Origin of the sequence: Aeromonas sp. 102P (assembly GCF_051920345.1) — a bacterium.
GTDB lineage: Bacteria > Pseudomonadota > Gammaproteobacteria > Enterobacterales > Aeromonadaceae > Aeromonas > Aeromonas veronii.
This window is the reverse complement of sequence record NZ_JBQBCZ010000001.1, coordinates 2,017,061-2,040,788: the sequence shown is the minus strand read 5'-3', so window position 1 is coordinate 2,040,788 and position 23,728 is coordinate 2,017,061. Positions and strand designations below refer to the sequence as shown.

Annotated in this window: 24 protein-coding genes, 2 tRNA genes and 2 pseudogenes; 13 read left to right on the top strand and 15 right to left on the bottom strand. The window is 60.6% G+C overall.

The window, feature by feature from the left end; genetic code table 11:
* Positions 1-5 precede the first annotated feature (5 nt).
* The 7 genes from ACTG1K_RS09835 to ACTG1K_RS09805 form a co-directional block, all read right to left on the bottom strand.
* Positions 6-1,214 (bottom strand): NupC/NupG family nucleoside CNT transporter, encoded by a 1,209-nt coding sequence (locus tag ACTG1K_RS09835; protein WP_101529789.1) that lies wholly within the window; start codon positions 1,212-1,214, stop codon positions 6-8.
* A gap of 358 nt (positions 1,215-1,572) precedes the next feature.
* Positions 1,573-1,998: a glutaredoxin-dependent arsenate reductase gene (arsC, locus tag ACTG1K_RS09830; RefSeq protein WP_080741219.1), complete on the bottom strand. Its 426-nt coding sequence runs from the start codon at positions 1,996-1,998 to the stop codon at positions 1,573-1,575.
* Between the two features lie 89 nt (positions 1,999-2,087).
* The gene (gene arsB, locus ACTG1K_RS09825) at positions 2,088-3,152 is read right to left on the bottom strand and encodes an ACR3 family arsenite efflux transporter (protein ID WP_047440564.1); all 1,065 of its coding nucleotides are present in this window, start codon (positions 3,150-3,152) and stop codon (positions 2,088-2,090) included.
* A 109-nt stretch (positions 3,153-3,261) separates the two neighbouring features.
* Positions 3,262-5,025, bottom strand: a complete 1,764-nt coding sequence (gene arsA / locus ACTG1K_RS09820) for an arsenical pump-driving ATPase (RefSeq protein WP_440005194.1) — start codon at positions 5,023-5,025, stop codon at positions 3,262-3,264.
* A 27-nt stretch (positions 5,026-5,052) separates the two neighbouring features.
* Entirely contained in the window at positions 5,053-5,421 is a 369-nt protein-coding gene (arsD, locus tag ACTG1K_RS09815) for an arsenite efflux transporter metallochaperone ArsD (protein WP_440005193.1), read from the bottom strand.
* A gap of 4 nt (positions 5,422-5,425) precedes the next feature.
* Positions 5,426-5,794 (bottom strand): ArsR/SmtB family transcription factor, encoded by a 369-nt coding sequence (locus ACTG1K_RS09810; RefSeq protein ID WP_005338181.1) that lies wholly within the window; start codon positions 5,792-5,794, stop codon positions 5,426-5,428.
* Positions 5,795-6,033: 239 nt separating this feature from the next.
* Positions 6,034-6,432 carry an META domain-containing protein gene (locus ACTG1K_RS09805; protein WP_139741745.1) on the bottom strand — a complete coding sequence of 133 codons (399 nt, stop codon included), beginning with the start codon at positions 6,430-6,432 and terminating at the stop codon, positions 6,034-6,036.
* Between the two features lie 157 nt (positions 6,433-6,589).
* Between ACTG1K_RS09805 and ACTG1K_RS09800 the strand changes: the two genes are divergently transcribed.
* Positions 6,590-7,069, top strand: coding sequence for a hypothetical protein (locus tag ACTG1K_RS09800; protein WP_440005192.1), 480 nt, complete (start codon positions 6,590-6,592; stop codon positions 7,067-7,069).
* Position 7,070: 1 nt separating this feature from the next.
* Here the strand turns inward: ACTG1K_RS09800 and ACTG1K_RS09795 are convergent, their stop codons facing one another.
* Together ACTG1K_RS09795 and ACTG1K_RS09790 are read right to left on the bottom strand one after the other, a co-directional pair.
* Positions 7,071-7,550 carry a putative 4-hydroxy-4-methyl-2-oxoglutarate aldolase gene (locus ACTG1K_RS09795; protein ID WP_005338188.1) on the bottom strand — a complete coding sequence of 160 codons (480 nt, stop codon included), beginning with the start codon at positions 7,548-7,550 and terminating at the stop codon, positions 7,071-7,073.
* A 42-nt stretch (positions 7,551-7,592) separates the two neighbouring features.
* Positions 7,593-8,000, bottom strand: a complete 408-nt coding sequence (locus ACTG1K_RS09790; RefSeq protein WP_368158459.1) for a DUF3293 domain-containing protein — start codon at positions 7,998-8,000, stop codon at positions 7,593-7,595.
* Positions 8,001-8,396: 396 nt separating this feature from the next.
* Here ACTG1K_RS09790 and arcA point away from each other — a divergent pair, with 396 nt between their 5' ends.
* Positions 8,397-9,116 (top strand): two-component system response regulator ArcA, encoded by a 720-nt coding sequence (arcA, locus tag ACTG1K_RS09785; RefSeq protein ID WP_005338193.1) that lies wholly within the window; start codon positions 8,397-8,399, stop codon positions 9,114-9,116.
* A 161-nt stretch (positions 9,117-9,277) separates the two neighbouring features.
* Here arcA and ACTG1K_RS09780 read toward each other — a convergent pair.
* Both ACTG1K_RS09780 and ACTG1K_RS09775 read right to left on the bottom strand, forming a co-directional pair.
* Positions 9,278-9,352: transfer RNA gene (locus tag ACTG1K_RS09780), tRNA-Gly, on the bottom strand.
* Positions 9,353-9,367: 15 nt separating this feature from the next.
* Positions 9,368-9,441: transfer RNA gene (locus ACTG1K_RS09775), tRNA-Gly, on the bottom strand.
* Positions 9,442-9,642: 201 nt separating this feature from the next.
* Here ACTG1K_RS09775 and cydD point away from each other — a divergent pair.
* The 4 genes from cydD to ACTG1K_RS09755 all read left to right on the top strand — a co-directional run bounded on the left by cydD (position 9,643) and on the right by ACTG1K_RS09755 (position 14,077).
* A complete protein-coding gene (cydD, locus tag ACTG1K_RS09770) occupies positions 9,643-11,412 on the top strand; it encodes a heme ABC transporter permease/ATP-binding protein CydD (RefSeq protein ID WP_181269020.1) in 1,770 nt (589 codons plus the stop codon).
* Entirely contained in the window at positions 11,405-13,135 is a 1,731-nt protein-coding gene (gene cydC / locus ACTG1K_RS09765; protein WP_440005191.1) for a heme ABC transporter ATP-binding protein/permease CydC, read from the top strand. Before cydD ends, cydC begins: the two co-directional genes overlap by 8 nt.
* A 174-nt stretch (positions 13,136-13,309) precedes the next feature.
* Positions 13,310-13,681: an Rcs stress response system protein RcsF gene (gene rcsF / locus ACTG1K_RS09760; RefSeq protein WP_041235016.1), complete on the top strand. Its 372-nt coding sequence runs from the start codon at positions 13,310-13,312 to the stop codon at positions 13,679-13,681.
* Between the two features lie 9 nt (positions 13,682-13,690).
* Positions 13,691-14,077 (top strand): DUF488 domain-containing protein, encoded by a 387-nt coding sequence (locus ACTG1K_RS09755; protein WP_335828445.1) that lies wholly within the window; start codon positions 13,691-13,693, stop codon positions 14,075-14,077.
* 159 nt (positions 14,078-14,236) lie between these two features.
* Here the strand turns inward: ACTG1K_RS09755 and ACTG1K_RS09750 are convergent, their stop codons facing one another.
* Positions 14,237-15,235: an NAD-dependent epimerase/dehydratase family protein gene (locus ACTG1K_RS09750; RefSeq protein WP_440005190.1), complete on the bottom strand. Its 999-nt coding sequence runs from the start codon at positions 15,233-15,235 to the stop codon at positions 14,237-14,239.
* 213 nt (positions 15,236-15,448) lie between these two features.
* On the opposite strand from ACTG1K_RS09750, the gene tsaA reads away from it, so the two are divergent.
* The gene (gene tsaA, locus ACTG1K_RS09745) at positions 15,449-16,153 is read left to right on the top strand and encodes a tRNA (N6-threonylcarbamoyladenosine(37)-N6)-methyltransferase TrmO (protein ID WP_440005189.1); all 705 of its coding nucleotides are present in this window, start codon (positions 15,449-15,451) and stop codon (positions 16,151-16,153) included.
* Between the two features lie 288 nt (positions 16,154-16,441).
* Complete coding sequence (locus ACTG1K_RS09740) at positions 16,442-16,990, top strand: cytochrome b (RefSeq protein WP_064341216.1); 549 nt, start codon at positions 16,442-16,444, stop codon at positions 16,988-16,990.
* Positions 16,991-17,077: 87 nt separating this feature from the next.
* Here the strand turns inward: ACTG1K_RS09740 and ACTG1K_RS09735 are convergent, their stop codons facing one another.
* Positions 17,078-17,749 carry a bactofilin family protein gene (locus tag ACTG1K_RS09735; protein WP_440005188.1) on the bottom strand — a complete coding sequence of 224 codons (672 nt, stop codon included), beginning with the start codon at positions 17,747-17,749 and terminating at the stop codon, positions 17,078-17,080.
* Between the two features lie 208 nt (positions 17,750-17,957).
* Here ACTG1K_RS09735 and ACTG1K_RS09730 point away from each other — a divergent pair, with 208 nt between their 5' ends.
* From ACTG1K_RS09730 to ACTG1K_RS09710, 5 genes and pseudogenes are all read left to right on the top strand, one after another.
* The gene (locus ACTG1K_RS09730; RefSeq protein ID WP_040066247.1) at positions 17,958-18,632 is read left to right on the top strand and encodes a response regulator transcription factor; all 675 of its coding nucleotides are present in this window, start codon (positions 17,958-17,960) and stop codon (positions 18,630-18,632) included.
* A pseudogene (locus ACTG1K_RS09725) lies at positions 18,632-20,016 on the top strand (ATP-binding protein). Before ACTG1K_RS09730 ends, ACTG1K_RS09725 begins: the two are co-directional and overlap by 1 nt.
* A 192-nt stretch (positions 20,017-20,208) precedes the next feature.
* Entirely contained in the window at positions 20,209-20,688 is a 480-nt protein-coding gene (locus ACTG1K_RS09720) for a TIGR00645 family protein (protein ID WP_227096060.1), read from the top strand.
* Positions 20,689-20,773: 85 nt separating this feature from the next.
* Positions 20,774-21,199 (top strand): N-acetyltransferase, encoded by a 426-nt coding sequence (locus ACTG1K_RS09715; protein WP_440005187.1) that lies wholly within the window; start codon positions 20,774-20,776, stop codon positions 21,197-21,199.
* A 112-nt stretch (positions 21,200-21,311) separates the two neighbouring features.
* Positions 21,312-21,560 carry a DUF3297 family protein gene (locus ACTG1K_RS09710; protein ID WP_005338226.1) on the top strand — a complete coding sequence of 83 codons (249 nt, stop codon included), beginning with the start codon at positions 21,312-21,314 and terminating at the stop codon, positions 21,558-21,560.
* A 124-nt stretch (positions 21,561-21,684) separates the two neighbouring features.
* Here the strand turns inward: ACTG1K_RS09710 and ACTG1K_RS09705 are convergent.
* Together ACTG1K_RS09705 and puuR are read right to left on the bottom strand one after the other, a co-directional pair.
* Positions 21,685-22,961: pseudogene (locus tag ACTG1K_RS09705) on the bottom strand (NAD(P)/FAD-dependent oxidoreductase).
* A 45-nt stretch (positions 22,962-23,006) separates the two neighbouring features.
* On the bottom strand, positions 23,007-23,609 hold the full coding sequence (puuR, locus tag ACTG1K_RS09700) for an HTH-type transcriptional regulator PuuR (protein WP_201990823.1): 603 nt from the start codon (positions 23,607-23,609) through the stop codon (positions 23,007-23,009).
* Between the last annotated feature and the right edge of the window lie 119 nt (positions 23,610-23,728).

Here is a 23,728-nt window from a genome sequence, read left to right as displayed (position 1 = left end):
TCTCATCAGAGGGAGACAAAGATCCCGGCCAGGGTAGCGCTCATCAGGTTGGCCAGGGTCGCCGCCAACACCGCCTTGAAGCCCATATTGGCCACATCGTGACGGCGTTCCGGCGCCATGGTGCCGATGGAGCCGAGCTGCACCGCAATGGAGCCCAGATTGGCAAAACCACAGAGGGCGAAGGTGATGATGATCTGGGTGTGGGCGCTCAGACCTGCCTTGATATTGGCAAAATCCAGATAGGCAACGAACTCGTTCATGATCACCTTCTGACCAATAAGCGATCCTGCTGCCATCATCTCGCTGGCGGGCACGCCAATCAGCCAGGCCACCGGAGCAAACAGATAACCCAGCAACTGCTGCAGGGAGAGATCGGCCCAGCCGAACCACTCGCCTACGGTGGTGAGACCGGCGTTGATCATGGTGATGACGCTGACAAAGGCCAGCAGTATGGTGCCGATGGCCACGGCGATCTTCATGCCGCCCATGGCACCGCCTGCCAGCGCGTCGATGGCGTTGCTGTAATCGCTCTTGTCGAGGGTGATCTCGGTCTGATCACTCACCTGTTGCTGCTCCGGCACCAGCAGTTTGGCCATCAGCAGGCCACCCGGCGCCGCCATAAAGGAGGCGGCAATGAGGTATTTCAGATCCACCCCCAGACCGGCGTAACCACCCAGCACCGAGCCCGCCACCGAGGCCATGCCGCAGGTCATCACCGCAAAGAGCTCGGAGCGGGTCATACCGGCAAGGAAGGGGCGAATAAGCAGCGGCGACTCCCCTTGCGACAGGAAGATATTGCCGGTGGCCACCAGTGACTCGGCACGGCTGGTGCCGAGCAGGCGGTGAATGGCGCCGCCCAATACCCGGATCACCCACTGCATGATGCCGAAGTGGTAGAGCACGGCGATCAGCGCGCTGATAAAGATCACCAGCGGCAGCACCCGCACCGCGAAGATAAAGCCGTTGCTGGCGAGATCGCCAAACACGAAACGGATACCGCTGTCGGCGAAGCCGAGCAGGGCGGAGACGCCATTGCTCATGGCACCGAGCATGATTTGTCCGGGGGGGAAATAGAGCACCAGGGCAGCAAAACCGGTTTGCAGGGCGAGCGCACCCAGCACGGTTCGCCAGCGGATGGCTCGACGGTTTTCACTCGCCAGCCAGGCGATAAACATCAGGGCCAGCATACCGACCAGACTCAATAACAGTGTCATCTTGCACCTATGAAGAGAGGAGTTTCATATGGCAAGTCTGCAGACAGGCGTCGCGGGAGATCCGGCGGGAGAAGTGCCGACCCACGCGACACGCAGACCACAAACCTACAGGTTAGTGGCGGGTCCCATCCTGGGGTCATTCACGTTCCGGGTGACAGCATGTATCGGGTGACGCCAGCGCCGTCGCAGGGGGAGATGCGGCCGGGTGGCAGGTCGGGCGGCGATGGTACAGTGATCATCGTCACAGAAAAAGCGGTAAAACGATTGGCCGGAATAACTTTTTCAACTTGTTCACACAACGAAACAGGGCCAGCGTGAAGCTGGCCCTGTTTCAATCCGTACTTGAGCGTTCAGACGATTACTTGAGGCGCTTGCCGCTCGCGTCCACCACCTGCTCGCCATCTTCCTTGGCGAAGGCCCCTTTTTGCTGATCGGGCAGTATATCGAGCACCACCTCGGATGGGCGGCACAACTTGGTGCCGAGGGGCGTGACCACGATGGGTCGGTTGATGAGGATGGGGTGGGCCAGCATGGCATCGATCAGTTCATCATCGCTGAAACGATCTTCCGCCAGCCCGAGCGCCTCGTAGGGTGGCACGTTCTTGCGCAGCAGATCGCGCACCGGCATGTCCATGGCGGCGATCAGCGCCACCAGCTGGTCACGGGAGGGGGGCGTCTCCAGATAGTGGATGACTGTGGGTTCCACGCCGCTGTTGCGGATCAGCTCCAGGGTATTGCGGGAGGTACCACATTCCGGGTTGTGATAGATGGTGATTGCACTCATTTGCGTGTCTCTCATTAATCAAGTGAATAGAAAATGGATAGCATCAGTTCGCGGCCATCTGTTAACGGCCATCTGTTAACGGCCTTCAGTTAGCGGCTTAGCCCCGCTTCGTACCAGGGTTTGCTGGCGTTAACCACCCGCACTACCAGCAGCATGACCGGCACCTCGATCAGCACCCCGACCACGGTGGCGAGCGCCGCGCCGGAGTGAAAGCCGAACAGGCTGATGGCGGCGGCCACCGCCAGCTCGAAGAAGTTGGAGGCACCGATCAGGGCGGAAGGACAGGCGACCGAATGCTTCTCCCCCACCTTGCGATTGAGCCAGTAAGCCAACCCGGAGTTGAACAGCACCTGGATCAGAATGGGCACCGCCAACAGGGCGATGACCAGCGGCTGCTCGATGATGGCGTTGCCCTGAAAGGCGAACAGCAGCACCAGAGTGAGCAGCAGGGCCGCCACCGACCAGGGCTGGATGCGGGTCATAACGCCATCAAAATGGGCCTCACCCTTTTTCAGCAAGGCCTTGCGCAGCAGTTGGGCGATGATGACCGGAATGACGATATAGAGCACCACAGAGGTGAGCAGGGTATCCCACGGCACCACGATACTGGAGACCCCGAGCAGCAACGCCACCAGCGGCGCGAAAGCAAACACCATGATGAGGTCGTTCACCGCCACCTGCGACAGGGTGAAGTAGGGATCGCCGTTGGTGAGACGACTCCAGACAAACACCATGGCGGTGCAGGGTGCCGCCGCCAGCAGGATCAGTCCCGCCACATAGCTGTCGAGTTGATCTGCCGGCAGCCAGTCGGCAAACAGCACGCGGATAAAGAGCCAGCCGAGGAAGGCCATGGAGAAGGGCTTGACCAGCCAGTTGATAAAGAGGGTGACCCCAATGCCCTTCATGTGGCCCTTCACCTGATGCAGGGCGCCAAAATCGATCTTGAGCAGCATGGGGATGATCATCACCCAGATCAGCAGCCCCACCGGCAGGTTGACCTTGGCCACCTCCATGGCACCGATCGCCTTGAAGAGATCCGGCAACCCCTGCCCAAGCCCAATTCCCACCAGAATGCAGAGGGCGACCCAGGCGGTCAGATAACGTTCAAAAAAGCCGATGGCAGGCACGGCCTTGGCATCACATGTTGCAGACATCACAGCTCCCGATGCGGCGCAATTTCGCATCTTCTATTGGTTCAAAACACGGGTTTATAACAAGTAACGGCATATTCAAGCCGCCCCGGCAGCAGACCGGGGTGGCGACTCAATGGTGCTGGCAGAGGCGGCGCAGGGCATCGGGCCCTACCGGCTCCTCGGCGAGCAGCGGCACCACGGCGTAGCGGCTGGCATGTTGCTGCTCGACCGCTTCGATATGGGGCAACTGGCGCTCGGCCCGCAGTTGCAGCAGCGGTGAGCTGACCGCGGCTTGTTGCAAGCTGTGGTTGATGAGCCAGCCCCAGGGCTCGATGCCGGCCCGGCGCAGATCTGCCTGCAGATTGGCCGCCTCCTGCACTGGCGTCGGCTCGGGCAACGTCACAATCAACACCTTGGTCTGCTTGGGGTCCTGCAACTGCATCATGGGGGTGGTGAAGTGCAGCCCCTTGTTTCCCATCTGGCGAGCGATCTCCCTGTGGTAGGCGCCGGTGGCGTCGAGCAGCAGCAGGGTGTGGCCAGTGGGGGCAGTATCCATCACCACGAAGCGCTTGCCCGCCTCGCGAATAATGCGCGAGAAAGCCTGAAACACGGCAATCTCCTCGGTACAGGGGGAGCGCAAGTCCTCCTCCAGCAGTGCCCGCCCCTGCTCGTCCAGGGCCGCCCCCTTGGTGGCCAGCACCTGGGCGCGGTAACGCTCGGTCTCGGCGTGGGGGTCGATGCGGCTCACCTCAAGATGGGGCAAGCTACCTGCAAGCGTCTCGCTCAGGTGCGCGGCGGGATCCGAGGTGGTGAGGTGCACCGGCAGGCCGCGGCTCGCCAGCTCCACCGCCACGGCGGCCGCAAGCGTGGTTTTGCCCACCCCGCCCTTGCCCATCAGCATGATGAGGCCGTGACCATCGGCGGCCAGCTCGTCCACCAGCGAACTCAACTCAGGCTGGGCTTGCTTGACAGTGGAATGTGCGGTCGAGAATTGAGCGGCTCTTCCCTCTGATTGCAGCAGCAGACGCAAACTGTCGAGCCCCACCAGATTGGTGGCCAGCAGCGGGATATGATCCTGCGCCAGCCCCTTTATCCCCTGCGGCATCTGGGCGAGAGCCTGTTGCTCGCGCTGCCAGAGCGCCATTGCCAGCGGATCTCCGGCAATAGCCCCCTCGGGGAAGAGGCCATTGATCACCAGTTGCTGGTTCAACAAGCCGATGGCGGCCAGCTCCTCGTGGGTGCGAGCCACTTCCCGCAGAGTGGATTGCTGGGCCCGCGCCACCAGCACCAGACGGGTGCGGGTAGCATCTGCCAGAGCGGCGACCGCGTCGGCATACTGGCTGCGCTGCTTCTCCAGCCCCGCCAGCGGGCCGAGGCAGGAGGCATCCCCCTTGCCCTGCTCCAGAAATTCGCTCCAGGCGCCCGGCAGTTGCAGCAGCCGGATGGTGTGGCCGGTTGGCGCCGTATCAAAGACGATGTGGTCATACTCGGCCAGCAGCGTTTGGTCGGTCAGCAGGGCGGTGAATTCGTCAAAGGCGGCAATCTCGGTGGTGCAGGCTCCGGAGAGCTGCTCCTCGATGCTGCGCACCACGCTCTCGGGCAACTTGCCGCGCACCGGCCCGACAATCCGCTCCCGATAAGCTTTGGCCGCCGCGGGGGGATCTATCTCCAGCGCCGACAAACCGGGCACCGTGGCGATGGTGGTGACCCGATTGCCGATCTCGGTGGCAAACACCTGCCCCACGTTGGAGGCAGGGTCGGTGCTCACCAGCAGTACGCGCTTGCCAATATCACAGAGAGCCACCGCACTGGCGCAGGCCAGCGAAGTCTTGCCCACCCCGCCCTTGCCGGTGAAGAAGAGAAACGGCGGTGGATTAGTCAGAAAATGATACATAGCCTCTCCCGAATGGTACGTCGCGACTCAGCAGCAACCGCTGCCAGAGCAGCAGCCGCTCTTGACGATCCCCTTGATGGCCGCTTGTGGCGCAGGCAGCCCGGCATAAAGAGCCAACTCGCTGCGGCTCGGGTAACGGCCGGTCAACACCACCTGCCCCTCCACCAGCACCAGCGGCAACCCCTCCTCCCCGGCGTGGGTCAGAAAAGCGCTGACGGCAGGTGTCTCGGCAAATTGCATCGGCTGCTGGGCCAGATTGAAACGCTCGATGGCAACGCCCTGCTCTTTGGCCCAGGCGAGGTCGGCTGCGAAGGTGATCAGTGCCTGATCAACCTCGGTACCGCAGACACCGCTGGAGCAGCAGAGGGCGGGATCAAAAATCTGAATGGAGGACATGGCATTACTCCTTGTTGCAGCAGGGCTGCGCAGGCAGAACATGAGGGGAGCAGGCTGACTCGGCACGCATCACGCCGCACGCCTCGGGATGACCGGCACAGCACTCCTCGGTGAGGTAGGCGATCACATCCAGCATCAGGGGAATATTGGCGCGGTAGCGAAGAAAGCGCCCCTCCTGCTCCACCGACAGCAGACCGGTGTTGAGCATCGCCTTGAGGTGAAACGAGAGGGTATTGGGGGCAATATCGAGCTCGCTGGCCAGTTCACCGGCGACCCGCCCCTCCAGCCCGGCCTTCACCAGCAGCCGCCATACATCGAGCCGGATGCCGGATGCCAGCGATTCAAAGACCTTGGTGGCCATCTCTTTGTTCATCTTCACTCCCCTTGGTGCGACTTTTTATTTCAACTATACAAGAATTATTGAAATGATCAAGATACGTACCAAAGCGAAGATACGAGATTCTGGTATCAAACCGGGCTGACTGGAGAATCGACGAGTGAACAACCGTTGCGGACGACCACACAGGGTTCATTGCAGATAAACAGACGCCCTCCAGAGGGAGGGCGTATCAGACAGTCAGCGCTGTCGGGGCAATCAGACGAACGCGTGCCTTATTTGGTAGCAGGCATTGCGTTAAAGGTGAGCAGGGCCGCCTTGTTGGCATCGCTCAGAGTCAGCTGGTTGCCGTTGATGGAGTAGGTTGCCACCTTCTCCAGCTTTTGCAGGAACTCGGTCTCTTTGTTCATGGCGTCGCCGATGCACATCATGCGAGTTGAGCCCATGGCGCCCAGCGTCAAGACACCGTCACCCTGCTTGGTGATACCGCCAAAATAGCGGTTGCAGCCGCCCTTGCCCGCCACCTTGCCGTCGACCACTTGCAGGGTGAAGGTATCGCCGGTGGCGCCTTGCAGCTGCCAGCTGGATGCTTGCAGTTGAGCCATGCTGGAACCTGTTGCCATTGCGCAGCCTCCCAGTGCCAGCGCGGCCAGCAGAGTCAGTTTCTTGTTCATGGATTCACCTCTTAATGATTAGAGCCATCAATACGGCAGCCTGTTTATCATGGCTGGCGCCCATGCCAAAGGATTTTATTGTGATCTCCCTTCACTTTACTACCAGCTGGCATGTGCCATGCTTAGGCTCAGTTCCGGACCCAGGGAGGGGAAACGAATGGTCAAATCACTCATCATCACACTGCTTGCAACCTGCGCCAGCATGGCCGTACAGGCCGCCGACTGGGCAGTGGTTCAGCCGCAATCCAACCCGTCTCTCTATGTCAAAAGTTACTCGGGTGTGCTGCTCAATGACCATAGCCATCACAGCGACAGTTTTGATCTCTGGCTGGTCAATAGCGGCTATCAATATCCGGTGGTGGATGATGTGACCCTCTTTATGGAAGCGGGCCCGGCGGTGGCGGATCAGAATCGCACATCCGGTTTCAATATGAGTTCGGGGGTACGCTACCAGCTCTCTCCGGCATTCAATATCGGCAGCCAGATCAAGCATCTCGATCTCGACAAGGCCAGCACCCTGCTGGAGCTCAACTCCAGCCTGCTGCTGACCCCCAGACTCTCCCTCACCGCCAACTACGGGGTCAGCGCCATCACTGCCGATCAGGCGCTGAGCCTGGGGGTCGGTTTCAACTTCTGAATCAGATCAGCGGCGTGGCACTCACCACCACGCCGTTGCGATCCGCATAGACATAATCCCCTTCGTGGATGGTCACACCGGCAAAGCTGACCACGGCCCCCAGCTCTCCCAATCCCCGCTTCTCGGTCTTGACCGGACAGGCGGCCAGCGCCTTGACCCCGAGTGCCAGTGTCGCCAGGGTGCCCACATCCCGCGCCGCGCCGTGGATCAGGATCCCCTCCCACCCCTGCTCCACCGCCTTGACCGCCAGTTGATCGCCAAGCAGCGCACGGCGCAGCGAACCGCCGCCGTCGATCACCATCACCTTGCCGTGACCGGGGCGGGTCACCAGATCCCGCACCAGACTGTTGTCTTCATAACAGGAGAGCGTTACGGCGCGACCATAAAAGAGGGCCTTGCCGCCAAAATCCTGAAACACCGGGTCGGCCACTTGCAGCAAGTCGCCATGTTGATCGCAGAGGTCGGGCAGGAGATCCAGCATGATTTGATTCCTTTCAGATACATGAAGGTGTTTATTCTTTCATCAGGCAAGGTTTCTGGCAATCCAGAAGGATTCAATATTGCCCAGACAAACTGCTGATTTATCCGTCAATACCGGTATCAGCCAGAGCTGGCCACCCTCCACCCAGTAGAGAGCATTCTGGCCAAAACGGGCAGCCAGCTGACGGGCTTGTGGCAGAGATAGCGCCACCGCCAGCGATGACTCCTGCCAGCGTTCGTCCGGGTCAGCTCCCCAAAATGGCCCCACCACGGGCACCTGCAAATCCACGGTCAGATGGCGCCACAGCGCCCGTTCCCGCCGCATATTGCGTCGTTGTGTGACCCACTGGCTGGCCGGATTCCAGGCTGTGATGATGGCAAAGGCAGACCAGCCTGGTGGCTCAAATGGCGCGATAAAGCAGATTTTCTTGTAGTTTTCCCACAAATTCATGTCAATCACATGTTACATTCCATTACATTTTGTAGGGGCGAAAACCCGGTTCAGGCCAAGTATGATGCAGCTGTACCAGGGTTTGACCTATATCAAATCAGAGTTAAAAAGTTGCTATCTGACGGCAAAGAGTGTTGTTATGCTCCTGTTAACTGATAAAATGCGGCCACTTTCGTAATGGACGACCTTTCCAGGCTCTGCTCGACCAGACTTGTCGGGAACCTATAAGTGGCACAGGGATACTTGCCGGTACTGATGCCTAATTCGCGATATTCCGACCTGACTCTCATACCCAGGATGACGTAATAAATTTTCAGGATCAGTCAGGAAATCGGTTTGAAACGCCAAAGAGTGTTAAATTTAAGATAATTAACTGATAAGAATCTGGGAATACTCATGCAAACACCACACATTCTGATCGTCGAAGACGAGCTGGTCACACGCAATACCCTGAAAAGCATTTTTGAAGCCGAAGGCTACATCGTGCTCGAAGCCAACAACGGCGACGAAATGCATCAGGCCCTCACTTCCCACACCATCAATCTGGTGATCATGGACATCAACCTGCCGGGCAAGAACGGCCTGCTGCTGGCCCGTGAGCTGCGTGAGAACGACAACATCGCCCTGATGTTCCTGACCGGTCGTGACAACGAAGTGGACAAGATCCTGGGTCTGGAGATCGGCGCCGATGATTACATCACCAAGCCGTTCAATCCCCGTGAACTGACCATCCGTGCCCGCAACCTGCTGAGCCGCACCATGAACGTGGCTGCCGGTGGCGAAGAGAAGAAGCTGGTTGAGCGCTACCTGTTCAACGGCTGGGCGCTGGATATCAACAGCCGCGCACTGGTCAGCCCCACTGGCGACATGTTCAAGCTGCCGCGCTCCGAGTTCCGCGCCATGCTGCACTTCTGCGAAAACCCGGGCCAGATCCAGACCCGTGCCGAGCTGCTGAAGAAGATGACCGGCCGTGAGCTCAAACCCCACGACCGTACCGTCGATGTGACCATCCGTCGCATTCGCAAGCACTTCGAAAGCGTCAACGATACTCCGGAGATCATCGCCACCATCCACGGTGAAGGCTACCGTTTCTGTGGTGAGCTGGAGCAGGAATAAGCTCCCGCTACGCTGTTGATCTGAAAAGGCGCCTCGGGCGCCTTTTCTGTCTCTGCTGTTTGCCTTAAAGCTGAGAAACGGTAAGCGTGACGTCGAACGGCGCACAAGATAGATGAAAAACAAAAAGCCCACTCGCAGTAGTGGGCTTTTCGCTTTGAAGCTGGAGCGGGCAGCGGGAATCGAACCCGCATCATCAGCTTGGAAGGCTGAGGTAATAGCCATTATACAATGCCCGCCTGGCATCTGAAATTTGGAGCGGGTGATGGGAATCGAACCCACGTATGCAGCTTGGGAAGCTACCGTTCTACCATTGAACTACACCCGCGTCAGGGCTCCTACTATATGCATTTTGCCGCCGAGCGCAATGGCGCCTTTGCCACTTTTTTCAATAAATCAATCTGTTCGGACAAGGATTGAACAGACGGTTGCTTTTTCAAGCAAACATTTTCAACACAGATAATTTACAAGGTTGCCAAGGCCAAACGGCAAGGATAGTCTTGCGCCACTCGACGCGAGGATGGTGGTAATGGATAAAAAAACGCAAAAACGTCTCTATGGCTGGTTGCGCAAGCAATCGAGTCACGGTCGCCGCTGGATCACGATATCCATCGCTTTTGGCCTTGGCCAAGGCATTCTGATGGTGGCGCAAGCCTGGCTGCTGGCGACCCTGTTGCACGGCTTTATCATCGAAGGCTCAACGCCTGAGCAATCCATCACACTCTTTATTACCCTGCTGCTGGTGACGCTTGGCAAGGCCGCTCTGGCCTATGGCCGCGAAGTGGCCAGTTTCAAGGCGGGCAGCGCGGTGCGCCAGACCATCCGCCAGCTGGTACTCACTCGCTTGAGCCGTCTCGGCCCTGCCTATATCCAGCGCCGTCCGGCCGGTAGCTGGGCCAGCCTGTTGCTGGAACAGATTGAAAACATGCAGGATTTCTTCTCCCGCTATCTGCCGCAGATGGCCATCGCCGTCTTTATTCCGGTGGTCATTCTGGTGGCCGTGTTCCCGGTCAACTGGGCGGCTGGTCTGATCCTGCTGGGCACTGCCCCCCTCATCCCCATCTTTATGATCCTGGTGGGTGTGGGCGCCGCCGATGCCAACCGCCGCAATTTTCAGGCGCTGGCTCGCCTCTCCGGCCACTTCCTCGATCGCCTGAAGGGGCTGCGTACCCTGCAACTCTTTATGCGTACCCAGGCTGAAGGTGACGCCATTCGCGACGCCTCGGAAGATTTTCGCGAACGCACCATGGAGGTGCTGCGCCTGGCGTTTTTGAGCACCGCCGTGCTGGAGTTCTTCGCCGCCATCTCGGTAGCGCTGGTTGCCGTCTACTTCGGCTTCTCTTATATCGACCATCTGAACTTTGGTAGCTATGGGGTCAAGGTCACCCTCTTTACCGGCCTGTTCGTGCTGTTTCTCGCCCCCGAGTTCTACGCCCCGCTGCGGGAACTGGGTGCCCACTACCACGCCAAGGCGCAGGCCATCGGCGCTGCCGAGCAGCTGCTTGAATTCCTCGAAGCCGAGGTGAGCGAACCGGCCGCAGGCACAGCGCCGTTCCATGCCGACAGCCCGGTCAAGGTAGAAGCCAAAGCCCTTGAAGTGCTGAGCGCCGAAGGCAAGGTGCTGGTCGGCCCTATCGATTTCACCCTGGAAGCCGGTTCGCGCACCGCCCTCATCGGCGTCAGCGGCGCAGGCAAGAGCTCGCTGGTCAATGCCCTGCTCGGCTTTGCCCCCTATCGCGGTGAACTCAAGGTCAACGGGCAGGAGCTCGCCACTCTCGACATGAGCCAATGGCGCCTGCAACTGGGCTGGCTCTCGCAAAACCCGCAGCTGTTCCACGCCTCCTTGCGCGACAACCTGCTGCTGGCCAAGCCAACGGCCAGCGATGCCGAGCTGGAAGATGCCCTGAAACAGGCGCAGGCGTGGGAATTTGCCATGGAAAAGGGGCTCGACTATCCGGTCGGCGATCAGGCTGGCGGCCTCTCGGTCGGTCAGGCCCAGCGCCTCGCCCTGGCGCGCACCCTGCTCAAATCAACCCAGCTGATGGTGCTCGATGAACCGACCGCCAGTCTGGATCGCCACTCCGAACGCGCCATCATGACCACCCTTGAGCAGGCGATGGCTGGCCAGACCCTGCTGATGATCACCCACCGCCTCGACCAGCTTACCAAGATGGACAAGATAATGGTGCTGGCCCGCGGCCAGCTGGTGGAGCAAGGCAGCTTCCAGCAACTTAGTTCTGGGCAGGGGCATTTTGCCCGCCTGCTCTCCCAACGTTCCGGAGGTTCTCTCGATGAGTGATCTGTTGCCGTTTCTGCGCCTCTATCGCCAACACTGGCTCAGCCTCACCATTGGTTTGCTGCTGGCGCTGGTGACCCTGGCCGCCGGCATGGGGCTGCTCTCCCTCTCCGGCTGGTTCCTCTCCGCCGCCGCGGTGGCGGGAATGACAGTTGCGACGACCCATGCCTTTAACTACATGACCCCCGCGGGCGGGGTGCGCTTCTTCTCCATCGTCCGTACCGCCGGTCGCTGGGGTGAGCGGGTCGTGAGCCACGACGCCACCTTCCGGGTACTGACCCGGTTGCGGGTCTGGTTCTGGCAGAAACTCTCGCCGCTCTCCACCGGTACCCTGGCCGGTTTCCGTCAGGCGGATCTGCTCAACCGACTGGTGGCAGACATCGATGCGATGGACCACGTCTATCTGCGGCTGATCACCCCCATAGGCGCGGCCCTGCTCAGCACCGCCGGACTGGTCTTCTTCCTGTCGTTTTTTGACAGTCGCCTCGCCCTCACCCTGGGGGCCATTCTGCTGTTTGGCATGATTGCCCTGCCGCTGGTGTTCTACTTCCTCGGCCGTCGCCCCGGTCAGGCGCTGATTGCAGAAAAATCGACCCTGCGTACCCGGATGGTGGACTATCTGGATGGTCAGGCCGAGCTGCAGATGTTTGCCGCCGCCCCCAAGGCGCTGGTTGAGCTGCAACAAGCCGAACAGGCTCTGCTTGCCGCGCAGGCCCGGATGGCCAAGGTGAGCGGGCTGGCCAACTTCTCGGTGCAACTGCTGAGCGGCTGGACCCTGACCCTGATGCTCTGGCTGGCCGGTCATGGGGTGGCGGGTGCTGCGCCCGACCCCATTACCGCACTGATGGTCTTTGCCACCCTGGCAAGCTTCGAGGCACTGATGCCGCTGGCGGGGGCTTTCCAGCACCTATCCACCAGCCTCACCTCGGCACGCCGCCTGAACGAGATCCTGCAAGAGGCAAAAGCCCCTGTGTGGGGCGACGAGCAGACCCACGCTACCGCTGGCGCGCTGCAGATCAATGACCTCTATTTTGGCTACCCCGGCAACCCCCAGCCGGTGCTGCGTGGCTGCACCCTGCAGCTGCACGCCGGTGAGAAGCTGGCGCTGCTGGGCCAGACCGGCTGCGGCAAATCGACCCTGATGGGGCTGCTGACCCGGGAGTGGAGCCCGCAGGCTGGCAAGATCCTGCTGGGTGGCAAGCCGCTCACCGACTATAGCGAAGGGGCGCTGCGCGCCTCCATCTCGGTGGTGAGCCAGCGGGTGCATCTGTTTGCCGATACACTGAGGGGCAACCTCAAACTGGCCGCCCCGACCGCCACTGACGAGCAGTTGATTGCGGTGCTGACCCAGGTCGGACTGGCCAATCTGCTGGAAGATGAGGCGGGCCTCGACGCCTGGCTCGGTGACGGCGGCCGCCCCCTCTCCGGTGGTGAGCGTCGCCGTATCGGCATCGCCCGCGCCCTGCTGCACGATGCGCCGCTCTGGCTGCTGGACGAGCCGACCGAAGGGCTCGACAGCCAGACCGAGCGGGAGATCATGGATCTGCTGTTCCGGCTCGGGGCTGATCGCACCTTGCTGCTCATCTCCCACCGCCTGCTGGGGATGGAGCAGATGGACCGGATTGCCCTGATGGAAGAGGGACAGATCCGCCTCTGTGCCCCTCATGACGAGCTGCTGGCGGATGATTACTACCGCAGCCTCTATCAACGGCTGGCTCCTGTTTGATATCAGGCTGATATCAGCCTGATGGGGCTCACACCCTGACAACCGGGCGCAAAACGGGGCTGGTCGCCGCAGGCGGCTGGCCCCTATAATGTCCCCCTCATTATTCAACAAGATGCCGACATGGAGCGCCTGCGCATTTCTACTGTCCTCATCACCGACACAAGATACGAGACGATGAAACGCCTGATCCTGATGATGCCCCTGATTGCCTCCGGCTGTGCCAACTACGCCTTCAACAGCAATCTGGATAAAGAGAACTTCGACGAATACTTCAAACCCGGTAGCGTGCGCATCTATGAACAGGATGAGCTGGCTGACCTCAACTACCTCTACCTCGGCACCATCGAGGGTGAATCCTGCCAGGCCGATGCCAACCAGCCGGTGCCCAACGCCGGTGAAGCGCGCACCCTGGCCCGCCGCCGTGCCGCCGACATGGGTGGCAACGGCGTCACCATCGACAAGTGCGCCGAGTTCAGCGACACCCCGGGCTGCCTGAGACAGGTGATCTGCTACGGGCAGGCGCTGAAAGTGGCCGAAGAGAAGTAACCCGCTGTCATGACCCTCGCTATCGTTCGCCTTGGCAGCCCGCGCCTGCCCGATGAGGGGCTGCGGATCGGCACGGTGCGCCGCCCGCCCCGCGGCGTACCCAAGAGCGAATTTGCCAGCCAGCATTGGTACGATGTCTGGTTCCCCAATCTGGCCCCCAGCAGCGAGACCATGAAGCTGGGGCAGGCAGCCGAGACACCCGCCCAGTGGGCGGCGTTTGGCAAACAGTACAAGGCCGAGATGGCGCAACCTGCCGCCAGGCATGATCTGGCGCTGCTGGCCGCCCTCTCTCATACCACCAACCTCTCGGTGGGCTGTTACTGCGAGCAGGAGTCCCGCTGCCATCGCGCCATTTTGAAAGAGTTGCTGGTAGCCGCGGGGGCCGCCATTCGCTAACTCGGTGAGCGACAGCGATGGGATGGGGAATCGCGTCAGCCTCTATTCGGCAACCATCAGGCATGAATAGACAGAGAGGGCATCCCGCGGGATGCCCTCTCTCGTTGTATTCACACCTGCCGCGCCACGCTCGGTAGCAACGGCTCGATGCCCCCTCTCTTATTGCAGACTGGGCTCCAGCAACTGCTGCCGCAGCGAAGTCTCCTCGGCCTGAGTCATGGCATGTTCCGCCACCCCGGCGGCAGGCTCGATGGCCAGCCAGTGGGCAAGATCGGCGACGGTCTCCTCCAGCGGCCGGAAATTCAACCCCTTAACGATGGCCGCCTCAGCGCTTATAGAGCCGTAACCGGCAAACTCCGCCTGCGCGCAGGGCAGCAGGGTGGGATAGCTCTGCCAGGGCTCGATACCGGCCGCCATCAGGGTCGACCAGGGCAACCATTCAGGCTGGATGGGGCGAGCAGGCTGCAACCGGGCGCTCAGCCGCTCCAGCCAGTCACTCAGGGTAATACCGGATTTGAGCAAGTTGAATGTGCCCCCCAACTGCTGCTCGGCCGCGCGCAACACAAACTCGGCGCAGTCGCGCACATCGAGATACTGCAAGCGATCCTCGCCACTGCCCGGCAGCAACCAGGGCCCGCCCTGCTGCACCCGCTTAATCCACCAGGCCATGCGCCCGGTAGGATCATGGGGGCCACACAACACGCCCGGGCGCAGGATGCAAAGTCGCTCGCCCCAGCGGGCGCGATACGCCTGCTCGCACAACACCTTGAGGGGGCCATAGTCAGTGGGCATTTCCCCTTCGGGGATAGGGTGCAGCGGCGCCGACTCGTCCATCCCGGGCAGTGAGAAATCGCGATAGACGCTGATGGTGGAGATAAAGATCAGCCGTGCGCAGCGCTCGAGCAAGGCCGCCGAGAGGCTTGCCGCCTGCTCGGGGCGATAGCAGCAGGTGTCGATGACCAGATCCCACTGCAACCCGGCCCCTTGCAGGGCACTCAGGCTCTTGTCCCTGTCGCCGGTGAGCTGCACCAGATCGCGCCAGTCCGGATGCTGGTGCAGGCCGCGGTTGAACAGGGTCACTTCATGGCCCCAATCCAGTGCCAGCGCAGTGAGGTGGCGCCCCAAAAAGCCGGAGCCACCGATAATCAGCAGTTTCATCCCTCTCCCTCCCCCTTCGGCGCATGTGCGCACATTTCATCCTGACACGCCAGTTGCCTCCACCCTACGCAACTTGGCGCGCGGGCACAGCCCCCGACTGGCCGGGATGGGACAGGGATCACGGCAGCGCCACAGAAAAGGGCGTATCGAGGCCAAGCCTGCGTTTTGGGGCTGTCTGTGCTAAATTGCCGGGGTTTTCAGTCAGGATCCGCCATGAAGTTCGAAATCGACACCCTCGGGATCATCCGCTCTCCCTACAAGGAGAAGTTCGTCATCCCCCGCCAGCCCGGTCTGGTCAAATCGGCCCGCGCCCGCCTCGAGCTGCTCCCCCCTTACGATCAGCCGGATGTGCTGCGCGGCATCGAGCAGTTCTCCCATCTGTGGCTCAGCTTCGTCTTTCATCAGACCATGGCGCAGGGCTGGCACCCGACGGTGCGCCCGCCGCGCCTTGGCGGCAACGAGCGGGTCGGCGTCTTTGCCACTCGCTCCACCTTCCGCCCCAATCCGCTAGGGCTCTCGGTGGTCGAGCTGCACGGGATCGGCCGTGAGCGGGGCAAGCTGTGGCTGGAGCTGGGGGCGGTGGATCTGCTCGATGGCACCCCCATCGTCGATATCAAGCCTTATATTCCCTATGCCGACAGCCTGCCGGATGCCCGTGGTGGTTTTGCCCCCGACGCGCCCACCCCGCCGCTGGCGGTGAGCTTCAGTGCCGAGGCAGAGCAGCAGTTGCAACCCTGGCTCAAGGCCCATCCCGAGCTGCGCCAGCTGGTGAGCGAAGTGCTGGCACAAGATCCGCGCCCCGCCTACAAGAAGGGCAAGCCCGATGAGAAGGAGTACGGGGTGCGGCTGTTTGACTGCAACGTCCGTTTTCGCATCAGCGAGCCGGATTGCGTGGTGCTGGCCATCGAGCCCGCCTGAACCTGGGCGGGCCGACATCACTGATGCTATTTCACGCCTTCTTCACGTCACAAGGGGCTTAATGAGCCTGTAAATTGTGTGGCATTGATCAGACTATCCACCCGGTTGCCAGTGATACCATGCAGACAGCAGAGGGCATCTCCTCTCTGACTGATGCCAGCGGCAGGCTACCGATGTATAGCAAGCATGCTAGCTCTGCTATTGCCGCCAAAGGATCTGGCCTCGCCCCGACACGCTTGAGTGCGGGGATGCCACACGGATGTGACAGCACTTCGAAGGAACAAACCTATGCTGATGAACAGTGAACAACGTTATGGCACCCTGAATATCGGGCTGCACTGGCTGACCCTGTGGGCCATGATCGCCGTCTACGCCCTGATCGAATTTCGCGATATCTTCCCCAAAGGGGACCCTGGCCGGGATCTGATGAAGGAGTGGCACTTTATGCTGGGGCTGCTTATCTTCGCCCTGGTGTTTGTCAGACTGGCCCTGCGCTGGATGAGCCCGACACCCCGTATCGTGCCCGAGCTATCCCCGGTCATGCACAAGCTGGCAAAACTGGCCCACCTCGCCCTCTACGGTTTTCTGATTCTCACCCCGCTGTTTGGCTGGCTGCTGCTGAGCGCCGCGGGCAAGCCCATCCCCTTCTTCGGGCTTGAGCTGCCTGCCCTGCTCTCCCCAAGTCCGGATCTCAAGGGGCTGATCAAGGAGGTGCACGAGACCCTGGGTAATATCGGTTACGCCCTGATCGGCCTGCACACGGTGGCGGCCCTCTATCACCACCATATTCTCAAAGACAACACCCTCACCAATATGCTGCCGCCGCGCCGCAGCTAACGGGTGACAGATAAACGCAGAGGGGGCCGTTATGGCCCCCTCTCTGTTTTCCTGAACAACCGTCATCTGCACCGCTGGCAAATGGCATCACGCCTGCTTGGCCAGCTCCTCGGTCGGCTTGCCTTTCGGCTCGTGCGGCAGCTTTTTCACATTGTTCTTGCTCTCCAGCGGCTTGCTCCCGGACGAACTGTTTTCAGACAAGGCTTGCAACACGGGATCGGCCTTGCCGGCCACGGAGGGCTGGGACTGGCCAACAAAGTTGCCGCCTTTGCAGATGGAGAGACTGCCCCCCTTGAAGATCCCCTGCATCTTGCCGCTCTCCAGGATCTCCACCTCGGCGGAGGTACAGGTGCCTTCCAGCAGACCATTGATGATCACGTGGGGCGCACTCACCTCTCCCTCAACGCTACCGCCCTGCATGATGCGCAGCACACCACCGATGAGCTGGATGGTGCCATTGATCTGACCGCGCACCTCCAGATCCCCCTCCACCTGCAACTCGCCCTTGAAGCGGGCACCGGCTGCAATCACGGTGGCCCCCGCCGACGCAGTAGCCGCACCACCTTTGTTTCTTCCAAACATCCGAACTCTCTCCACCAACCACACAAGCAGAACCAGCGGCATCGGCGCCACTGGCCACAGAAAACAGGGCGACCCCAGCACGTAGAGCAGCAAGGCTGCCCCCCAGCAGAGCCAGACAATATAGAGGAGGTCGCTGCGCTCACGCTGTTGCAGTCGCGCCAGCAGCCTCCCGGCCATCTATCTCATCACATCAAACCTTTCGCAACATGGCTGCCGACCAGCATGCCATCGACAACCCGGACCATGGTTAAACGACCAGTTGGCGCGAACTCTGAAGTCCCGCTGATTCAGTCCCGATACAGCCGGGATGCATTAGGATTCGAATTGACTCGAAGCGACATACACTTTCTAATTGACAGCCTGGATCCCTATGACCGCTCACATCATGAAAATTCTGTTGGTCGAAGACGACAAGCTGCTCAATCACCACCTCTCCTCTCTGCTGACCGAAGCCGACAATCAGGTCTACAGCACCGACCAGGCCGGGATTGCACTGCACTACGCCGCCGACTATCCCATTGATGTGGCCATCATCGACCTCGGTCTGCCCGATATGGACGGCCTGCAACTGATCCGGCAACTGCGCGAACGGCAGATCCCCTTCCCCATCATTGTGCTGACCGCCCGTGGCAACTGGCAGGACAAGGTCGAAGGACTGGAAGCAGGTGCTGATGACTATCTGGTCAAACCGTTCCAGAAAGATGAGCTGCTGGCCCGACTCAATGCGCTGGTGCGCCGCAGCGCCGGTTTTATCTCGCCCAAGGTGAAGGCTGGTGATTACGAGCTGGATCTCTCCCGCAAGGAGCTGACCATCGCCGGAGAAGTGGCGGTGCTAACCAGCTTTGAATACCTCATTCTGGAGTACCTGATGCGCAATGCCCGTCAGGTGGTATCCAAGCAGCAACTGCTCGACCAGCTCTACGGCGACGGCGAGGGGGACCCCAACACCATCGAGGTGATGGTGAGCCGCCTGCGCAAGAAGCTGGATCCGGAAGGGACGATTCAACCCATCTCCACCATCCGGCGTCAGGGTTATATCTTCAACCTCTCCTGTAACTGATGCAGTTTCATCTGCCACGCCCCATCAAGATGATCCGCAGCTCACTGCACATCAAACTGCTGCTCAGCTCGCTGCTGGTGATCGCGCTGATCATGGGGTTTGCCGTCTACGCCCTCTATCTTGGCCACGTCGAGGAGCAGACCCAGAAGGCCAGCGCCCGGATGCAGGAGAACCTGGCCAAGCTGTTTTCCTCCACCGAGCCGGATGACAAGGGGTCGAACGTCGAGCTGGGGCGGATATCCCGTGGTGCGGGGGATCGCAACCTCGATACCCTGATCTGCCGCGCCGATGGCGATCTGGTCTGGTCGAGCCTCCATATGCCGGAGGTGATCAAGGCCAAACAGACCATTTGCGGCGATCTGATGAAGTATCTGGGGGGGATGGATCTCGACTACTTCTTCAAGAAGCACACCATCAAGAACGGCGAGAGCTACTTCGTCTACAGCCTGCGGTTTATCCGCAATCCCGGCAGCGGCACCACCGCCTACTACGTGGTGATGATCGACTCGGCCAAACGCTACCACGAAGAGTCCCGCACCTACCTCTACCAGACCGCCAAACAGGCACTGCTCGCCTATATGCTGCTGGCCGGGCTGCTGCTGCTCACCACCTTCTGGAGCCTCAGCTCCCTGCGCACCATCGCCCGTCAGATCGACGATATCTGGGCCGGCAAGCGCGATGACCTCTCGAGCGATTTTGAGCGGGAGCTGGCCCCGCTGACCGACTCCATCAACCAGCTGCTGGAGAACGAACGCCAGCAGACCCAGCGCTACCAGCACGCCCTCAACGATCTCGCCCACAGCCTGAAAACCCGGCTGGCGCTGATCCAGATCACCACCCGCGAAGTGAAGCTGGGGCGGGAGATCCACGACAACATCAACGAGCAGATCCTCACCATGGATCAGATGATCCAGTATCAGCTCAGACGGGCCGTGACCGGCCGCCAGCGCCTTGCCAGCAAGGGCACCGAGCCGGTGCCGCTGATTGAAAAACTGCTGGCCAGCCTGACCAAGGTTTATCGCCACAAGAAGCTGCAAACCCACTTCAAGTTCGACGATGACGCCCTCTTTCACGGCGAACAGGGCGACCTGATGGAGCTGATGGGTAACCTGCTCGACAACGCCTGCAAGTTTGCCATCAGCGAAGTGAAGGTGACGGTGCGCGTCATCTCGAGCGGCTGCGCATCGAAGTGGAAGATGATGGCCCGGGAATCGACCCAGCCAAATCGGAGCAGATCTTCCAGCGCGGCGTGCGGGCTGACAGCTCGCCGGGTCAGGGCATCGGACTGGCGGTGGTGACCGAAATCGTCCACAGCTATGGCGGCCAGATCCGGGTCGATGAATCCCCCCTCGGCGGCGCCCGCTTTACCCTGGATCTTCCCTGACACCAGATAGGCCCGACCACGGGCCCTCTGCCACCCGCTGCACTGCCCTACCCAGGGTTAAATACTCCTGCCTGACACCACCCAATTCAGCAATATGCTATCGAGATGCTTGAGATGTGAGGCATCTCGGTTAAGCTATGGCCGACTCGTTTGTTAACCATTTGATGGACCTGTAATCGCACTATGGAAAACATGTTTGAAAGATTGATGTACGCATCCCGCTGGATCATGGCCCCCATTTATCTTGGACTCAGCCTCATACTGCTGGCACTGGGAGTGAAATTCTTTCAGGAGATCCTCCATATCCTGCCCAACATACTGGAGATGAAAGAGGTGGATCTGGTGCTGGTCACACTGTCGCTGATCGATATCACCCTGGTGGGGGGACTTATCGTGATGGTGATGTTTTCCGGCTATGAGAACTTCGTCTCGCGCCTCGATGTCGGGGATGAGAGCGACAAACTGGTGTGGCTCGGCAAGCTCGATGCCGGCTCCCTGAAAAACAAGGTCGCCGCCTCCATTGTCGCCATCTCATCTATTCACCTGCTCAAGGTGTTTATGAATGCCGAAAATCTCCCCAACGACAAGATCAAGTGGTACCTGCTGATCCACATCACCTTTGTCCTCTCGGCATTCGCCATGGGCTACCTCGACAAGCTGACCCGCAAATAGTAGCCAGCCTGCGATAGACGATATGCCCGATAACACGACATGGATCGGGCATATCGTGCGACCACTCTTCACAGTCGAGGCCACTATGATCCGCCCATTATCCGCCACCGATCTGGATGCCGCCGTCGAGCTCTGGTATCAGGCATCGGTGCAAGCCCACGACTTTATTCCCACCGCCTTTTGGCATGAGCAACGGGCAGCGATGCGGGACATCTATCTGCCCGCCAGCCAGAGCTGGGTCTATGAGGAGGATGGACAGCTACTGGGCTTTATCTCCTGGTATCAGGGGTCTGTTGCCGCCCTGTTTATCTCCCCAACTCACCAATCACACGGGTTGGGTCGCCAACTGCTCGAACACCTCAAAGCCCAATATGACCGGCTCGAGTTGAAGGTCTACGCCGAAAATGAGCAGGCGCGGCGCTTCTATTCCCGCAACGGTTTTAAAGAGGGTGAGCAGCTGTTGTGCGAGCATAGCGGCCACCCCGAGCTGGTGATGCATTGGCAACGATAAGCGGGTCGCCCATAGCGATGGCGAGCACGCTTTGCCTGTTTTGTGGCCGCCTTGAATGCCATGGCGGCATTCTCTACAATGACCCACTTTTTATTCATTTCGGGTTATATCGATGAGCGATACCAGCACCAAACCGGCTCTGCCGGATCACCTCTCCTGCAATCCCCGCAGCCCTCACTATGTGGCCGCCTGCTTCGAGCACCCGATCGGTATTCGCCTGAACGGCAAAGAGCGCACCGATGTCGAGGAGTACTGCATCAGCGAAGGTTGGGTAAAGATCCCCTCCCCCAAAGCGCTGGATCGCCGTGGTCAGCCCATCCTGATCAAGCTCAAGGGCACCGTTGAAGCCTTCTACAGCTAAACAACGCGCTGCAGCGTGATAAACAAGGCCACCCTCGCGGTGGCCTTCTGTTTTTCGGCATTTGTGCTGGCATCTGCGCTCGCATCGTCGCCAGCACCAGACCATATTTCTCGCCGGGCAGCCCTTATACCCCCAACCGGTCGCGCAGGGTGTACCAGGCGGCGCCCGCGGCGGTAAAGGGTATACGGAACAGGCGGCCACCCGGGAAGGGGTAGTGCGGCAGTTTGGCAAAGGCATCGAAGCGCTCCGCCTGACCGCTCAGCACCTCGGAGAGCAGTTTGCCCGCCAGATGGGTGCAGGTGACGCCGTGGCCGCTGTAGCCCTGCATGTAGTAAATGTTGGGGCCGATGCGACCAAACTGCGGCAGCCGTGACAGGGTGAGCAGGAAGTTGCCGGTCCAGGTGTACTCCACCTTGACGTCGGCCAGCTGCGGGAAGGTCTTGAGCATCTTGGGGATGATCAGCCGCTCGATATCCGCCGGATCCCGCGCCCCATAGACCACGCCGCCGCCATAGAGCAGCCGGTGATCGCCGGAGGTACGATAGTAGTCGAGCAGGTAGTTGCAATCCTCCAGACAGTAGTTCTGCGGCAGCAGTGAACGGGCCCGCTCCTCTCCCAGCACTTCGGTGGCGATCACCTGGGTACCGCAGGGCATGCTCTTGCTGGCCAGTTCCGGCACCAGATTGCCGAGGTAGGCATTGCCCGCCACCACCACAAAGCGCGCCTTCACCGCCCCCTTGGCGGTCTTGATCAAGGCTGGCTGGCCCGGGGTGATGCTGGTGACGGCGGATTGCTCGAAGATCTGCCCCCCTGGATGCGGATGGCTTCCGCCTCCCCCAACGCCAGATTGAGGGGGTGGATATGGCCGCCGCTCTTGTCGAGCAGGGCGCCGACATAGCGATCGCTCGCGACCACCTCGCGCACCCCCTTGGCATCGAGCAGCTCCAGCTGGTCGTTGCCCCACTTCTGCCAGCGGGCATATTGGGATTTAAGCTCGTGCAGCTGCTTCTCGGTCTCGGCGGCAAAGACGCCCCCCTCCTGCAGATCGCACTGGATGTTGTAGCGCTTGATCCGCTCGCGGATGATCTGGCCCCCCTCAAACAGCATGGAACCGAGCAGCCTGGCCTGATCCGGCGGGCAGTTCGCTTCTATGGTGTCGATGTCGCGGCTGTAGGAGTTGACGATCTGGCCGCCGTTGCGGCCGCTGGCGCCAAAGCCGACTCGTGCGGCCTCCAGCACCACCACCTTGTAGCCCTTCTCTACCAGATGCAGCGCGCTGGAGAGGCCGGTATAACCCGCACCGATGACGCAGACATCGCACTCCAGCTGTTCGGTCAATGTCGGGTAGGGCGCGTGTTTATTGGCGCTGGCTGCATAATAACTGTTTACATGTTCGGTCATGATCCCTGTTTCCTTACCGGTTCGGTTGCCAAACTACTGTCAGGATTAAAAGCTCGCCGGGGTGTGGGCGCTGACGATGCGACAGGTCTCCCCCGACGGATTGCTGAAGCTGTGGGGCTCGCCGGTGTCGATCACATAGCTGTCGCCCGCCTCCAGCTGATAACTCTGGCCCGCCACTGTCAGGATCACCGACCCCTCCAGCACGGTGCCGACCTCCTCCCCCTGATGGGTCACCTGACCGCCGGTGTCGGTGCCGGGGGGGTAGGTCTCCAGCATAAAGCCGAGCTGGCGGCGGTTGTTGCCGTTGTGCACCAGCTTGAGGGAGACCCCCTGACTGCCCAGCTCGATCAGCTGATCCGCCTTGATCACCACCTCCGGAGTGCGGCTCTCCTCCTCGGCGAAAAAGCGCGACAGCGGCAGGCCATAGATGGTGAGCAGCTTTTGCAGGGAGGCGACCGAGGGGCTCACCTTGTCCTGCTCGATCATGCAGATGGCGCCATGAGTCAGGCCGCTCAACTCGGCCGCTCGCCGCTGGGAGAGCCCCAGCTGATGGCGCACCGCCGCCAGCCGTTCCCCCATGGTGCGCGCCCCGGCGTCAGCCGCACCCAATGGTCGAGCCACGCCCTCCCGGCTCTGTGGCCCGCTCATGACAAGCCCCCTGCTGCGCCATATCTGCATCCTTGCATCATCAGCCTCTCCTGCTTGCGCGTGATCGCATCGGATCAGGCGCAGCCCGTTTACCCTGCTGGTTAAAATAGCCGACCAGC